This is a genomic window from Rhodopseudomonas palustris, from assembly GCF_013415845.1.
GTDB classification, from domain to species: domain Bacteria; phylum Pseudomonadota; class Alphaproteobacteria; order Rhizobiales; family Xanthobacteraceae; genus Rhodopseudomonas; species Rhodopseudomonas palustris_F.
The window spans coordinates 2,929,510-2,944,002 of sequence record NZ_CP058907.1 but is presented as its reverse complement, the minus strand read 5'-3'; the positions used below and the strand labels follow the sequence as shown (position 1 = coordinate 2,944,002).

Sequence of the window (14,493 nt, the reverse complement as noted above, 5' to 3'; positions counted from 1 at the left end):
CACCCGGCATTCCGGGACGGCCATCCAACGGCCAACTCGGACGAACACGAGTCCGACAACAAAAGGCTTCTTTTCAGAAAGAAAAGTATAGAATACCGGCTGATGCTTCGTGCGGTTGAAGTTTGTGCCGGTTGCCCAGCGCGACGGCTATTCGTGCAAAAAATGACTTGAGCTGCGCAGCTATTTCCGCTGCGCCAAGAAGCTGACAACAGACACATGAGAGATCTTGATGTCCACTTCCTCCAGTAACAAAATTGCGCTGTTTATCGACGGTGCCAACCTTTACGCAACCGCAAAGACTCTCGGCTTCGACATCGACTACAAGCGGCTGCTGAAGGAATTTCAAAGCCGCGGCAATTTGGTCCGCGCCTTCTACTACACCGCGATCATCGAAGATCAGGAATACTCGTCGATCCGCCCGCTGATCGACTGGCTGGACTACAACGGCTACACCGTCGTCACCAAGGCGACCAAGGAATTCATCGACGCCTCCGGCCGCCGCAAGGTCAAGGGCAACATGGACATCGAGCTCGCGGTCGATGCCATGGAACTGGCCGAGCACATCGACCAGATGGTGCTGTTCTCGGGCGACGGCGACTTCCGCTCGCTGGTCGAAGCCGTGCAGCGCCGCGGCGTTCGCGTCACCGTGATTTCGACGATCTCCAGCCAGCCGCCGATGATCGCCGACGAACTCCGTCGGCAGGCCGACATCTTTACCGATCTGGTGGAGCTGCAATCGAAGATCGGACGGGATCCCGCCGACCGCCCGCCGCCGCGGGAACCGCGCGAGCCCCGCGAACCGCGTCACCACGCGCCGCAGTTCCTGCAGCGGCCCACTGCCTTGGCGTCGCGCGCCGGGGCTGACGACTTCGAAGACTAAGGTCCATGCCGACGTTGACGCGGGGCTCCGGGCCCCGCGTCCCGACCTCCCTCACCGACCCTGACCGCGACTGCCCGTTCTGCCCACGACTCGTTGAATTCCGCAGCGAGGCCCGCGCGCGCGAACCGGGCTGGTTCAACGCGCCCGTCCCCTCCTTCGGCGGCGCCGACGCCTCGCTGCTGATTGTCGGCCTTGCGCCGGGCCTGCAAGGCGCCAACCGCACCGGCAGGCCGTTCACCGGCGACTACGCCGGCGACCTGCTCTACGCCACGCTGATCGACTACGGCTTCGCCCAAGGCCACTATCAGGCAAGGCCCGACGACGGGCTGCAACTGATCGGCTGCCGGATCAGCAACGCGGTGCGTTGCGTGCCGCCGCAGAACAAGCCATTGCCGCTCGAAATCAACACCTGCCGCCGCTTTCTGATCGCCACGATCGAGGCGATGCCGAAGCTGCGTGCGATCGTCCTGCTCGGGCGGATCGCTCACGATTCCACGCTGAAGGCGCTCGGCCTCCGCGCCGCCCAGGCCCCGTTCGGCCATGGCGCCGTGCACGAGGCCGGCCGGCTGCGCCTCTACGACAGCTACCACTGCTCGCGCTACAACACGAACACCGGCGTGCTGACGCCGAAGATGTTCCGCGACGTGTTTGCGCGGGTGCGGACTGACCTCGATACTTAAGCTGTAACGGCTGAGACCTCGTCATTGCGAACGAAGCGAAGCAATCCAGGCCATACGTCAAGCATGGATTGCTCCGTCGCGACGCTCCTCGCCATGACAAGATGAATCTGGTCAGCGCGAATTGGCCTTGAGCCATTCCAGCACGTCGCCGGCGTTCCGATCCGGCGGGAAGACCGGATAGAACACGTGGCTGATGCGGCCGTCGTCGATGATCAGCGCCATGCGCTTGAGCAGCGTCATGCTGGCGACCTGCATCGTCGGCAGGTTGAGTGCGCGCGTCAGTTCGAGGCTCTCGTCGGACAGCACCGGGAACGGCAGATGCAGCCGGGTCGCCATCTCGGATTGATAGGCGGTCGATTGCGTCGACAGACCGAACACCGCGTCCGCGCCTGCGGTTTTCAGATCAGTGAACAGATCGCGGAACGAACAGGTCTGCGGCGTGCAGCCGCGTGCGCCCGGGATCATGTCCCAGTCGTCGACCAGACTGATCTGACCGGGCACGCCCGTCCGCGGATAGATGAACAGCACGGTCCGCCCCGGCAGCGACGACAGCGTCACCGAGCTTCCATCGGTCGCCGGCAGCACCACCGGAGGAACCGCCGAGCCCGGCAGATGCGCGGCAGCGCCATCATCGTCAGGCGCAGGAATCGCGCTCCAATCGACCTTGAGAAGATCCGGCTGCTTCGTCATGGGCGCCTTCCCTCCGCGCCGCTCAGCCGCGTGAACGCAGCAGACGGCCCTTCTCGCGGCTCCAATCGCGCTTCTTTTCGGTCTCGCGCTTGTCGTGCAGCTTCTTGCCCTTGGCGAGGGCGAGCTGCAGCTTGGCGCGGCCGCGCTCGTTGAAATACAGCTTCAGCGGAATCAGCGTCATGCCTTCGCGCTCGACCGCACCGATCAGCTTGTTGATCTGCTTGCGATGCAGCAGCAGCTTACGCGGCCGCTTCGGCTCGTGGTTGAAGCGGTTGGCCTGCAGATATTCCGGAATATTGGCGTTGATCAGCCAGATCTCGCTGCCGCGGGCGTCCGCGTAGGACTCCGCGATCGTGGTCTTGCCGTTGCGGATCGACTTGACCTCGGTGCCGGTCAGCGCAATGCCGACCTCGATAGTGTCGTCGATCGCGTAGTTGAACCGCGCCTTGCGATTCTCCGCGACCACCTTGATCGCGCGTTCGTTCTTCTCGGCCATTGGTGGCGATTCCTGTCGGCGCGGTGCTCGTCGCCGCCTATGGCGACGGGCCGGCGCCCTTTTTCAACAAATCCCTGATCTCGGTCAGGAGCTCTTCCTGCCGGGTCGGGGTCGGCGGCGGCGACTTGGTTTCTTGCGCCTGCTGCTTCAGCTTGTTCAGCGACCGGATCACCGCGAACAGCACCGCCGCGATGATCAGGAAGTTCAGCGTCACCGTGAGGAAATTGCCCCAGGCGAGCACCGCACCCTGTTTCTTCGCCTCCGCCAGCGTATTGGCCGTGACCGACTTCGACAGCGCTGTGAAGTAGTTGGAGAAATCCAGCCCGCCGGTGATCGCGCTGATGATCGGCATGATGACGTCGCCGACCAGCGAGGTCACGATCCCACCGAACGCTGCACCGATGATGACGCCGACCGCGAGGTCGACGACATTGCCCTTCATCGCGAAGTCGCGAAATTCCTTGAGAAGCTTCGAGCCCTTCTGCTCGAAGTGACGGACGGAATCGGTGCTGTTCATGCGCTCCCTGTCAGTTGATCACTCCTGCGTGCACCATCGCCGCACGGATCGCCTTGCCGATCGGTTCGGTCACCGTCATCAGCGGCAGCCGGACCTCTTCCTGAATACGGCCGAGCAGCGTCAGGCCATGCTTGGCACCGGCGACGCCCGGCTCCTTGAACACCGCGTCGTGCAGCGGCACCAAGCGGTCCTGGATCTTCAGCGCGCCAGGATAATCGCCCGCGAACACCGCGCCCATCAGATCCGAACACAGCTTCGGCGCGATGTTCGACACCACGGAGATGCAACCATGACCGCCGGCCGCCATATAGGCCAGCGCGGTCATGTCCTCGCCGGAGAGCTGGATGAAGTCCGGGCCCATCGCGTGGCGCTGCTGCGACACCCGGCCGAGATTGGCGGTCGCGTCCTTCACGCCGACGATGTTGTCGAGCTCGTACAGCCGGCTCATGGTGTCGACCGACATGTCGACGACCGAGCGCGGCGGAATGTTGTAGATGATGATCGGAATCCCGATCGCGTCGTTCACCGCCTTGAAGTGCTGATACATGCCTTCCTGGGTCGGCTTGTTGTAGTACGGCGTCACCACCAGCACCGCATCGGCGCCCGCCTTCTCGGCGTGGCGTGCGAGTTCGACGGCTTCGCGGGTCGAGTTGGAACCAGCGCCGGCGATCACCGGCACGCGGCCCTTGGCCTCCGCGATGCACCACTCCACCACTTTGTGGTGTTCCTCGTGGCTCAGCGTCGGGCTCTCGCCGGTGGTTCCGACCGGCACCAGACCGTGGGTGCCCTGCTCGATCTGCCAGTTCACCAGGCTGCGAAACGCCTGTTCGTCGAGGGCGCCATTTTTGAACGGCGTGACCAAGGCGGTAAACGACCCCCGAAATTTCGTCTTGGCTGCCATCATGTTCTCCTCAACGCCCGCGACCTTGCAACGAAGCGCCCTTCATACCGAGTCCCCACCCGACGGGAAAGGGTCCCATCGGCGGAGAAACCGGCGGTTTTGAGGATTCTGATCCGCTGCGGCCGCGGATCTCAGGCGGACGGCGCGACGGCGTAATCGTCGTCGGAGACCTGCTCCATCCAGGTGGCGAAACTCCCGTCCAGCGCCTCCTGCATCGCAATATGGGTCATGCCGTTGCTCGGCGAGGCACCGTGCCAGTGTTTCTCGCCCGGCGGAATCCAGACCACGTCGCCGGCGCGGATCTCCCGCACCGGGCCGCCTTCGGTCTGGATCCGCCCCACTCCGGTCACGACATACAGCGTCTGACCGAGCGGATGGGTGTGCCACGCGGTGCGCGCGCCCGGCTCGAACGCCACCCGTGTGGCCGCCAGCCTCGCCGGCGCCGGTGCGGCGACGATCGGGTCCTGCCACACCGTGCCAGTGAAATAGTCCTTGGGCGCCCGCTGGGTCGGGCGCGACCCAGCCGCGAAGATGTCCATCGACAACGCTCCTTAGGTTTTGTCGGCCTTCTCCTTGAACGCGGCGTAGCGTGCCTTGGTTTCGGCGTTCATCGGATACAGGCCGGGCAGCACGGCGCCGTTGTTGACCTCCTCGACGATCCAGCCTTCCATCCGCTCCTGCTCCGGCCCCTCGGCAAGCACATGGTCGAGCAGCGCCTGCGGGATCAGCACCGCGCCGTCCTGGTCGGCGACGATGATGTCCCTCGGGAACACCGCGACGCCGCCGCAGCCGATCGGCTGGTCCCAGCCGACGAAGGTCAGGCCGGCCACCGAAGGCGGCGCAGCCGCGCCGTCACACCACACTGGCAGGCCGGTGCCGAGCACACCCTCCAGGTCGCGGACGACGCCGTCGGTGATCAGCGCCGTGATGCCGCGCTTGACCATGCGGGCGCACAGGATGTCGCCGAAAATGCCGGCGTCCTTGATCCCCATCGCGTCGACCACGGCGATGCAGCCTTCCGGCATCGCCTCGATTGCCGCACGAGTCGAGATCGGCGAGGCCCAGGACTCGGGCGTTGCCAGATCCTCGCGCGCCGGCACGAAGCGCAGCGTGAACGCCTCGCCGACCAACCGCGTCGCACCCGGCCGCAGCGGCCGCGCGCCGCGAATCCAGACGTTGCGGAGCCCCTTCTTCAGCAGCACCGTGGTGATGGTCGCGGTCGAAACGCGCGACAGGATGTCGATGGCTTCCGGGGGCAGTGACATGAAGAGAGAGCTCCAGTGAGTGTGGGCGCATCTTGCGGGCCGCGCCTGCCGCGTCAAGACGCAACCCTGCGATCAGCAGCTCATCCCAGCGCATGTCGATCATCGCATTTTATCACTCCTAGGAGCACCGACTTATCGGCCTCGCGTTAGTTGCGAAGTGCTTTTCAGCCGCTCGGAAAAGGCGCTATCGCTGCCGGTAGCTTTGTGAGATCGTTGCCGCATGACCACCCCACCTCCCAGGATGCTGCCGAGCGGTGACACAGCGATCACCGTCGAGTTCGGCCGAGATATCAGCGATGAATCCAATCGCCGCGTGCTGGCGCTCGATCGCAAGCTGAAGCAAGCCCCGATCGCCGGTATCCTCGAAACCGTGCCGACCTATCGTTCGCTTCTAGTGCATTACGATCCGGAGACGATCGGCTTTGGCGCGCTGTCCGATCAGCTCACAGCGCTCGCACATACATCCGACGAAAGCGAAACTGTCGCCAAACGGCGCTGGCGGATTCCGGTGTGTTATGGCGGCGAGCACGGCATCGATCTGGAAGACGCCGCGCAGGCGTTGAACATCACGCCGGACGCGCTGGTCGCGCGCCACGCCGCTGGCGATTATCGCGTCGCCATGATCGGCTTCACACCGGGCTGGTCATATCTTTCCGGCCTCGATCCGGCCTTGGCGATGCCACGACGGCAAGCGCCGCGACTGCACACCCCGGCCGGGACGATTTCGGTCGGCGGCATTCAGACCGGCATCCAATGTCTGGCCGGACCGAGCGGATGGCACCTGCTCGGCCGCACGCCGGTGCGGACTTATCAGTTGCATCGCGAGCCGATCTTTCTGCTCGAACCCGGCGACGCAATCAGCTTCGCGCAGATCGATGCCAAGGAATTCGCCGAACGAGACGATGCGGCGTCTCATGGTGAAGTCGTCGCGGAACTGCTGAGCGCATGACGAAGCTTGTAATCGACGCCGTCGGACCGGCCACCTCCGTGCAGGACGCCGGGCGCCACGGCGCACAGCGTTACGGCCTCCCGCCGAGCGGCGCGATGGACCGGCTGTCACTTGCCGCCGCCAATGTGCTGGTCGGCAACAGCGCGTTCGCGGCGGCGATCGAACTCGGTCCGCTCGGCGCGAAACTGAGTGTACGCGACGGCGTGGTGCGGCTGGCGCTGACAGGTGCTGAACGGCCCGCTGCGCTGGATGGACAGCCACTCGCATTCAACGAGTCTTTCACGCTCGCTGAGGGCCAAATCCTCACCCTCGGCGTCGCGCGCGGCGGCGTATTCAGCTATCTGGGAATTGAAGGCGGCGTCGGCGGCGAGCCGATGTTCGGCAGTCTTGCGGTCAACGCGCGCGCCGGTCTCGGCAGTCCCTACCCGCGGCCGCTGCAGGCCGGCGATGCGATCGCCGTCAAGTCTGCAGCGCCGTCGGTCGAACGACGCCTCGATCTGCCTGAGCAACAGGATACGCCGATCCGCGTCGTGCTTGGTCCGCAGGACGATGAGTTCGGTGCCGCGGTCGAAACCTTTCTGACCGGTGAATGGACGATCTCGGCGACCAGCGACCGCATGGGCTATCGTCTCGACGGTCCGCAGATCTCGCATCTCCACGGCCACAACATCGTCTCGGACGGCACCGTCGACGGCAGCATTCAGGTGCCGGGGTCGGGCCAGCCGATCGTGTTGATGCCGGATCGCGGCACCAGCGGCGGCTATCCGAAGATCGCCACGGTGATCTCGGCCGATCTCGGCCGACTGGCGCAGCGTCAGCCCGGCCGGCCGTTCCGCTTTCAGGCGGTGAGCGTCGAAGAGGCTCAGGACGCTTATCGCACGATGGCCAAGCTGATCCGCTCGCTGCCTGACCTGCTGCGCGATGCGCAGCACGCAATCATCGACCTCGACGCGCTGCTCTCCGCCAACGTTGCCGGCACGGCAATCGACGCGCTGGCGGCGGAGTAATCGAATCCGACGACGGGACCAATCGACATGAAGATCGATCTGAATTGCGACCTGGGCGAAGGCTTTGGTGTCTGGCAGATGGGTGACGATGCGGCGATGATGCAGATCGCCACCAGCGTCAACATCGCCTGCGGCTTCCACGCCGGCGATCCGGACATCATGCATGCGACCGTGAAGCTGGCGAAGCAGAACGGCGTCGCGATCGGTGCGCATCCGGGCTTCCGCGACCTGCATGGCTTTGGCCGCCGCCCGGTGCCGGGGATCACTTCAGCCGAGATCGAAAACCTCGTCGCCTATCAGATCGGTGCGCTGCAGGCGGTCGCGGCCCTCGCCGGCCACAAGGTCACCCACGTCAAGGCACACGGCGCGCTGTCCAACGTCGCCTGCGAAGACGACATGACCGCACGTGCGATCGCCTCGGCGATCAAGGCGGTCGATCCATCGCTGGTGTTCGTCGTGCTGGCGAACTCCAAGCTGATGCTGGCGGGCGAAGCCGCCGGCCTGCCGCTCGCGCACGAGGTGTTTGCCGATCGCGCCTATGAGGACGACGGCAATCTGGTATCGCGCAAGAAGCCCGGCGCGGTGCTGCACGACCCCAATGAAATTGCCGAACGCGTGTTGCGGATGGCGCAGGACGGCGCCGTCGTCTCGGTGACCGGCAAGGTGATCAAGATGCGCACCGACACGGTGTGCATCCACGGCGACACCAAAGGCGCGGTCGAGATCGCGCGCGGCGTCCGCCGCAAGCTGGAAGCCAGCGGCATCACCGTCGCGCCTTTTGCTGGGACCTGACGCCTGCGGCCGGCGCTACGCCCCGGCCAGCACCAACAACTCCGCGGTCAGCGCGCCGTCCGCCCTCCATTCATCCAGGATGGAGAAGTGGTGATGCCGCGGCAGGATGCTCAGAGTGATGGGCAATCCTGCCCGCGCAGCGACGTTGGAATAGTCCAGCGATTGGCGCTGCAGTTCGGGCAACTCGTCGCCGCCAACCATCAGCGATTGCGGCGCCGTGCCAAGACGGGTGCGGCGGATCGGGCTCAGGATCTCGATCTCTTGCCGATCCAGGCGTAGCGCGTCGTCGAGATAGCAGATCGCAATCGGCTCGAGATCGAAGATGCCGCTGATGCACACCGCGCCTCGGACTGCGGAATGCGCGCTCGCCACCGACGCCAGATGCCCGCCCGCGGACCAGCCGCTGACCACCAGCCTGCGCCGATCGAAGCCGAAGCGCTCGGTGTCGGCAGCCAGTACGTCGAGGGCCAGATCGACCTCGGCGACGATGTCCGACAGCCGCGCCGCGGGGGCCAGCGTGTAACCGACCACGGCGACATCGATGCCGTGCGCGTTGGGGCCATCGGCAACAAAGGAGAACATCTCCTTCGAATTGCGCTGCCAATAGCCGCCGTGCAGAAACACCAGCAGCGGCGCGCCCGTTTCGCCCGAGGCAAAATAGTCGAGCGAAGTTCGCTCGCGCTCCGCATACGGGATATCGAGCCGCACGCCCGGACCAGAGCGTCGAATGGCGCTGCGCTCGCGCCAGCGCTCCAGCCATTGCGGACTGTCGACCACAGCCGCGCTGTTGTTGTAGGCGGCATCGAGGGCCGCGCGATCCATCCCGCGATAGATCGCTCGCGAGGCTTCAGGGGCTGACAGGTCCACTTCAGGAATCCGCCGTCGCTGCAACCTTGCGGCCTGCGCCGACATGGCTGGTGAGTTGCTGCGTGATGCTGCGCCGAAGCCTGTTGAACTCGACCGACGCCACGTCGCGCGGCCGAGGCAGCTCGATCTCGACGTCTTGATCGATCCGGCCCGGCGACGAACTCATCACCACGACGCGATCGGCCAGCAGCACCGCTTCCTCGACCGAATGGGTGACGAAGATCACGGTCAGTTTGGTGGTGCGCCAGATGTCGATCAGCTCTTCCTGCAGCGCGGCGCGGGTCAGCGCGTCGAGCGCGCCGAACGGCTCGTCCATCAACAAGATGTCGGCATCGTTGGCGAGCACGCGGGCGATCGCCACGCGCTGTTTCATGCCGCCGGAGAGCTGGTGCGGGTAGCGGTCCGCGAACGCCGTCAGCCCGACCATCGCCATGAACCGATCGGTAAGCTTGTCGACTTCCTGCGGCGCGACGCGGCGATGGCTTGGGCCGAAGCCGATGTTCTGCCGCACGGTCAGCCAGGGAAACAGCGCGTAGTCCTGAAACACCATGCCGCGGTCGGGACCTGGTCCCCTCACCTCGCAGCCGTACACGCCCACAGAGCCCTGCGTGGCCTGCTCGAAGCCCGCGATGATCCGCAGCAAAGTCGACTTGCCGCAGCCGGAGGCGCCGAGCAGGCAGATGAACTCGCCCTTGCGCACCGTCAGATCGACGCTGCGCAGCGCTTCGACAGGGCCATTGGACGCCTGATAGATCTTGTTGAGCCCGCTCACCTCCAGGATCACCGGCGGCGCGTCGCGATTGGTCGTTTGATCAAGCATGATGCTGCGGGCTCCAGCGCAGGAAGTAGTTGCTGAGGGACACCAGGATACGATCCGACAGGAATCCGGTGATGCCGATGATGATCATTCCGGTGATGACGAGGTCGGTGCGCGACAGCGTGCGTCCGTCCATGATCACCGCGCCGAGACCTTCGGGCACGCCGGTCATCTCGCCAACCACGATCAAGATCCAGGCGAATGACGCGCCGAGCCGCAGGCCGTTGAAGATGCTCGGCAGCGCCGCCGGCAGCACCACGGATCTGAACAGTTGCGGACCGCTGCAGCCGAGCATCCCGGCCGCCTCGAACAGCCGGACATCGACCGATTTCACCCCGAACACCGTGTTGAGAAGGATCGGATAGAACGCGCCGAGAAACACCAGGAACACCGCCGACTTCGGCCCAAGGCCGAAGAAAATCATCGACAGCGGCAGCCAGGCGGTGACCGGGATCGGCCGCAGCAGCGCGAGCGTCGGATCGAGCAGCGCGCGCAGCAGCGGAATCCGCCCGATCATCAGCCCGAGCGGAATGCCGAGCAGCGCCGCCAGGAAAAAGCCGCCATACACCCGCTGCACCGACTTCCAGAAATGGATCGGCAAGCTACCGCTATAGGCGTCGTCATAGATTCCGCCGAAGGCGAAATCCCACATCATCGTGGCGACGCCGGATGGCGGCGGAACCAGCCGCGTGCCAGTCCAACGCACCATCAGGTCCCATACCAGCAGCAGACCGAGCGGCACGATGAGCGCGAGGGCGGCAGTACGGAGCCTGGCTGTGAGTTTGGCGAACTGTCTGGTGCTGCCGCGTACGGTCGCGGCAGCCTTGGTGATTGCGGGGCCACTCATGGCGGATGGGGAGACTGTACTTTCCAAGCTCATCGACCGCTCACGACGCCGAGATCGCCTTGATGAAGCTTGGATCGATGAAAGTCTTGTAGTCCGGCAATTGCCGGATCTGCTTCTTGTCGAGCATCTGGGCGCCGTAATACTGCGCCTGCTTCAGAAACTGATCGTCGATGTTCCAGGTCAGCTCGACGTTCGGCGCCGCCTGCTCGATCGATGCCTTCTGCTGGCCGAGCTTCTGCATTGCCATCTCGACGAAGGCATCGCGGTTGCTCATCGCAAATTCGCTGGCCTTGCGATGCACCTTCAGCAGCGTGCGGATCAGTTCGGGATCTTTCTCGATCAGCTCGCGCCGGGTGCTCAGCACCATGTTCAGCGAACCGGTCGGCGTCGAATACGGATATTCGACGATCTTGCCGACGCCGCTGGCGAGGCTGATACCCGCCGCCGGCTCGGCGCCCACATAGGCGTCGATGTCGCCGCGCGCCAACGCCGGGGCCATGTCGCTGAACGAGACGCGGACCGCCTGAATATCCTTGATCGACATGCCCTCAGCGGCCAGCCGGTCGAGGATGACGACCTCCTGGGTGGAGCCCGGCCAGATCGCGACCTTCTTGCCCTTCAGGTCCTTGATGCTGGCGATGCCGGAGTCTTTGCCGGCCACCACGGCCATGCCGCGATTGCAAGCCGCGCCGACCACCACCACGGGTTCGCCGTTGGCACCGCCGAGGGTCGCGGCCGCAAGGCCGAAGATGCCGAAATCGACTGAGCCGGTGACCACGGCGTTCTTGCCATCGGTCGGGCTCTCGAACGGCACCACCACCACCTTGACGCCCGCAGGCACGAATTTCTCGTAGAAGTACGGCGTGATGCCGTGGATCAGCTTCAAGGTCCCGACCTTGATGACGCGATCCTCCGCAAGCGCTGTCAGGCTGGTGGCGGCAAGTGCTGTCGCGGTCACCGCAAGGCGGATGAAGTGGCGTCTGGTGCTGTTGTGCATGGCTTCCTCGCTGCTGATCCCGGCAAGCCACTGTAGGTGCGACGCAACAACATCAGAAATTTATTGTTTATATCGGTTTTATAAGCTGGCTTAATAGAACGATGCTCGCCCCACTCGACCTCCGCCTGCTGCAGACCTTCATCGTGCTGGTTCAGACCGGCAGCTTCTCCGAAACGTCGCGGCGGCTGGGCCGGACCCAGCCGGCCGTCAGCCTGCAGCTCAACCGGCTCGAGGAAGCAACCGGGGCACCGCTGTTCACCAAGGTCGGCCGCAAGCTGGTGCTGACTAATCATGGTGAGCTCGTACTCGGCTATGCGCGTACCATCATGGGCCTGCAGGACGAACTACGCGCCCGCCTCGCCGCACCGAAGCTCGACGGCGTGGTCGTGCTCGGGATGCCCGATCTCTACGCCGCCTATCTGCTGCCCGGCATCCTGGCGGACTTCCGCAGCGCTTACCCCAATGTCGATGTCGAGCTGAAATGCGCGCTGTCGAGCAAGTTGATGGCGTCGGTCGAACGTGCGGAGATCGATCTGGCGATCGTCACAGGCATGCCCGCGTTCAAGGTCGGGGAGTTGGTGGCGCAGGAAGAGCTGGTGTGGGTCGCCTCAGAGCGAAGCTCAGTGCACCTCGAAAACCCCGTGCCGCTGGCGATGCTGCCGCCCGGCAACATCTTCCGCGATTTCGGTCTCGCGGCACTCGAGAGCATCGGCCGGATCTGGCGGCTGAGCTGCATCAGCGAGAGCATCAGCGGCATTCAGGCGGCGGTGTTCTCAGGGATCGCGGTCAGCGTCGTCGGCAAAAGCTCGGTGTTGCCGGGGATGCGCATGCTCGGACGCGGTGACACCTTCCCTGCATTGCCCAAGGTCGACCTGGTGTTGTACCGCTCGGCCCGTAGCTCCAATCCCGCAGCAGAGGCCCTCGCCAGCGTGATCGTCCGGCACTTCGCGAATTCAGCGCTCGCTCCAGCGGCGCGTTTCGTGCGAACCCAGGCTGGCAGCGGATCGCACGAGTAGCAGGCTCAAACGATCAGGGCAGCCGCAGATGCGGGGCAGCAATCACGATCGCTCCGATCAGACCGAACGCTGCGCCGAGCATCAGGACGTGAATATCGATGGCGAACGACGACCACGACCGAAGCCGCTGAGCTGTCGCGGAGTGCAAATGAGGTTGTTGTCCCACCGGTCCGTCTCCTGGTTGCGCCGAACAAGAAAAGCCTGGCCGTCTCCCTCCGCAAGACAGCCGGGGAAATAACAACGAGCCCGCTGCGTGGGTCCCGGAACCGGAAAAATTCGCCTCCCCCGGAACCCCGCCGAAGAGCATTCTTCTCGCCCGGCCGGATTCCTAGCCGCCTTGTCAGCGCGGCCGATCCGGTTTAGCTCCTCTCCCACCCCAATCCAGGCAGTTCGACCATGCAGCAGGCCACCGCGCCCAAGATCAGTTTTGTTTCGCTGGGATGCCCCAAGGCCCTGGTCGATTCCGAGCGCATCATCACCCGGTTGCGCGCCGAGGGCTACGAGCTGGCGCGCAAGCACGACGGCGCGGACCTCGTCATCGTCAACACCTGCGGCTTCCTGGACAGTGCCAAGCAGGAATCGCTGGCGGCGATCGGCGAAGCGATGGCGACCAACGGCAAGGTGATCGTCACCGGCTGTATGGGCGCCGAGCCTGAGCAGATCGAGGCCGCCTATCCCGGCGTGCTGTCGATCACCGGCCCGCAGCAATATGAGAGCGTGCTCGAGGCGGTGCATCGCGCCCGGCCGGCGCTGCACAACCCGCATCTCGATCTGGTCCCGCCGCAGGGCGTGCGGCTGACGCCGCGGCACTATGCGTATTTGAAGATCTCAGAGGGCTGCAACAACCGCTGCAGCTTCTGCATCATCCCGAAGCTGCGCGGCGATCTGGTATCACGCCCGGCCGGCGACGTGCTGCGCGAGGCCGAGAAGCTGGTCGCCGCCGGCGTCAAGGAGCTGCTGGTGATCTCGCAGGACACCTCGGCCTACGGCGTCGATGTGAAGTACGCAGAGAGCCCGTGGAAGGACCGTGCCGTCCGCGCCAAATTCCTCGATCTGGCCAGCGAGCTCGGTGAGCTCGGCGCCTGGGTGCGGCTGCACTACGTCTATCCGTATCCGCATGTCGACGAGGTGATCGGCTTGATGGCGGACGGCAAGGTGCTGCCTTATCTCGACATCCCGTTCCAGCACGCCAGCCCCGACGTGCTGAAGCTGATGAAGCGCCCGGCCGCTCAGGACAAGACGCTCGACCGGATCAAGCGCTGGCGCGAGCAGTGCCCGGATCTGGCGCTGCGCTCGACCTTCATTGTGGGCTTCCCCGGCGAGACCGAGCGCGATTTCGAATTCCTGCTCGAATGGCTCGACGAAGCAGAAATCGATCGTCTCGGCGCGTTCAAATACGAGCCGGTCGCCGGCGCACCGTCCAACGCCCTGCCCGATCAGATTGCGGACGAGGTCAAGCAGGAGCGCTGGAACAGGCTGATGGCGCGGCAGCAGGCGATCTCTGCCCGCCGGCTGAAGCGCAAGGTCGGCACCCGTCAGCAGGTGATCATCGACGAGATCGGCCCGACCGTTGCCAAAGGCCGCTCCAAGGCCGACGCGCCGGAGATCGACGGCGCCGTCTATCTGTCGAGCCGCCGCCCGCTGCGCGTCGGCGAAATCGTCACCGCCAAGATCGACCGCGCCGACGCGTACGACCTCCACGGGACCGTGGCGGGGTTCTGAACTCGCCGCTAACGCACGGCTCCTCGACATCTAATCACGTCATCGCCCGG

18 protein-coding genes are annotated in these 14,493 nt (G+C 64.9%); 7 read left to right on the top strand and 11 right to left on the bottom strand.

The window, feature by feature from the left end:
* Window positions 1-229: 229 nt before the first annotated feature.
* Window positions 230-880, top strand: coding sequence for a LabA-like NYN domain-containing protein (locus HZF03_RS13390; RefSeq protein WP_011158241.1), 651 nt, complete (start codon window positions 230-232; stop codon window positions 878-880).
* A 5-nt stretch (window positions 881-885) separates the two neighbouring features.
* Complete coding sequence (locus HZF03_RS13385; protein WP_119017710.1) at window positions 886-1,560, top strand: uracil-DNA glycosylase; 675 nt, start codon at window positions 886-888, stop codon at window positions 1,558-1,560.
* A gap of 111 nt (window positions 1,561-1,671) precedes the next feature.
* Here the strand turns inward: HZF03_RS13385 and HZF03_RS13380 are convergent, their stop codons facing one another.
* The 6 genes from HZF03_RS13380 to HZF03_RS13355 all read right to left on the bottom strand — a co-directional run bounded on the left by HZF03_RS13380 (window position 1,672) and on the right by HZF03_RS13355 (window position 5,429).
* Window positions 1,672-2,250: a peroxiredoxin gene (locus HZF03_RS13380; RefSeq protein WP_119017709.1), complete on the bottom strand. Its 579-nt coding sequence runs from the start codon at window positions 2,248-2,250 to the stop codon at window positions 1,672-1,674.
* A gap of 22 nt (window positions 2,251-2,272) precedes the next feature.
* Window positions 2,273-2,746 carry an SsrA-binding protein SmpB gene (gene smpB / locus HZF03_RS13375; protein ID WP_011158238.1) on the bottom strand — a complete coding sequence of 158 codons (474 nt, stop codon included), beginning with the start codon at window positions 2,744-2,746 and terminating at the stop codon, window positions 2,273-2,275.
* 37 nt (window positions 2,747-2,783) lie between these two features.
* Window positions 2,784-3,263 (bottom strand): large conductance mechanosensitive channel protein MscL, encoded by a 480-nt coding sequence (gene mscL, locus HZF03_RS13370; RefSeq protein WP_119017708.1) that lies wholly within the window; start codon window positions 3,261-3,263, stop codon window positions 2,784-2,786.
* 10 nt (window positions 3,264-3,273) lie between these two features.
* A complete protein-coding gene (gene dapA / locus HZF03_RS13365) occupies window positions 3,274-4,164 on the bottom strand; it encodes a 4-hydroxy-tetrahydrodipicolinate synthase (protein ID WP_119017731.1) in 891 nt (296 codons plus the stop codon).
* A 131-nt stretch (window positions 4,165-4,295) separates the two neighbouring features.
* Window positions 4,296-4,703: a (R)-mandelonitrile lyase gene (locus HZF03_RS13360; protein WP_011158235.1), complete on the bottom strand. Its 408-nt coding sequence runs from the start codon at window positions 4,701-4,703 to the stop codon at window positions 4,296-4,298.
* Between the two features lie 12 nt (window positions 4,704-4,715).
* The gene (locus HZF03_RS13355) at window positions 4,716-5,429 is read right to left on the bottom strand and encodes a ribonuclease activity regulator RraA (RefSeq protein ID WP_119017707.1); all 714 of its coding nucleotides are present in this window, start codon (window positions 5,427-5,429) and stop codon (window positions 4,716-4,718) included.
* A 220-nt stretch (window positions 5,430-5,649) separates the two neighbouring features.
* Here HZF03_RS13355 and pxpB point away from each other — a divergent pair, with 220 nt between their 5' ends.
* The 3 genes from pxpB to HZF03_RS13340 are packed head-to-tail and all read left to right on the top strand — an operon-like array spanning window position 5,650 to window position 8,177.
* Window positions 5,650-6,378, top strand: coding sequence for a 5-oxoprolinase subunit PxpB (gene pxpB / locus HZF03_RS13350; RefSeq protein ID WP_011158233.1), 729 nt, complete (start codon window positions 5,650-5,652; stop codon window positions 6,376-6,378).
* Window positions 6,375-7,385 (top strand): 5-oxoprolinase subunit C family protein, encoded by a 1,011-nt coding sequence (locus HZF03_RS13345; RefSeq protein ID WP_119017706.1) that lies wholly within the window; start codon window positions 6,375-6,377, stop codon window positions 7,383-7,385. The genes pxpB and HZF03_RS13345 overlap by 4 nt, the downstream gene beginning before the upstream one ends.
* 27 nt (window positions 7,386-7,412) lie before the next feature.
* A complete protein-coding gene (locus HZF03_RS13340) occupies window positions 7,413-8,177 on the top strand; it encodes a LamB/YcsF family protein (protein ID WP_012496113.1) in 765 nt (254 codons plus the stop codon).
* Between the two features lie 15 nt (window positions 8,178-8,192).
* Here the strand turns inward: HZF03_RS13340 and HZF03_RS13335 are convergent, their stop codons facing one another.
* The 4 genes from HZF03_RS13335 to HZF03_RS13320 are packed head-to-tail and all read right to left on the bottom strand — an operon-like array spanning window position 8,193 to window position 11,705.
* Window positions 8,193-9,044: an alpha/beta hydrolase gene (locus tag HZF03_RS13335; protein WP_119017705.1), complete on the bottom strand. Its 852-nt coding sequence runs from the start codon at window positions 9,042-9,044 to the stop codon at window positions 8,193-8,195.
* Window position 9,045: 1 nt separating this feature from the next.
* The gene (locus tag HZF03_RS13330) at window positions 9,046-9,864 is read right to left on the bottom strand and encodes an ABC transporter ATP-binding protein (RefSeq protein WP_104511762.1); all 819 of its coding nucleotides are present in this window, start codon (window positions 9,862-9,864) and stop codon (window positions 9,046-9,048) included.
* Window positions 9,857-10,741: an ABC transporter permease gene (locus HZF03_RS13325; RefSeq protein WP_119017704.1), complete on the bottom strand. Its 885-nt coding sequence runs from the start codon at window positions 10,739-10,741 to the stop codon at window positions 9,857-9,859. Before HZF03_RS13325 ends, HZF03_RS13330 begins: the two co-directional genes overlap by 8 nt.
* A gap of 7 nt (window positions 10,742-10,748) precedes the next feature.
* Window positions 10,749-11,705, bottom strand: coding sequence for an ABC transporter substrate-binding protein (locus HZF03_RS13320; RefSeq protein WP_011158227.1), 957 nt, complete (start codon window positions 11,703-11,705; stop codon window positions 10,749-10,751).
* A gap of 101 nt (window positions 11,706-11,806) precedes the next feature.
* Between HZF03_RS13320 and HZF03_RS13315 the strand changes: the two genes are divergently transcribed.
* Window positions 11,807-12,721: a LysR substrate-binding domain-containing protein gene (locus HZF03_RS13315; protein ID WP_107344608.1), complete on the top strand. Its 915-nt coding sequence runs from the start codon at window positions 11,807-11,809 to the stop codon at window positions 12,719-12,721.
* A gap of 13 nt (window positions 12,722-12,734) precedes the next feature.
* Here the strand turns inward: HZF03_RS13315 and HZF03_RS13310 are convergent, their stop codons facing one another.
* Entirely contained in the window at window positions 12,735-12,887 is a 153-nt protein-coding gene (locus HZF03_RS13310) for a hypothetical protein (RefSeq protein ID WP_179906164.1), read from the bottom strand.
* A 230-nt stretch (window positions 12,888-13,117) separates the two neighbouring features.
* Between HZF03_RS13310 and rimO the strand changes: the two genes are divergently transcribed.
* A complete protein-coding gene (gene rimO / locus HZF03_RS13305; RefSeq protein ID WP_119017703.1) occupies window positions 13,118-14,443 on the top strand; it encodes a 30S ribosomal protein S12 methylthiotransferase RimO in 1,326 nt (441 codons plus the stop codon).
* Window positions 14,444-14,493: the final 50 nt, after the last annotated feature.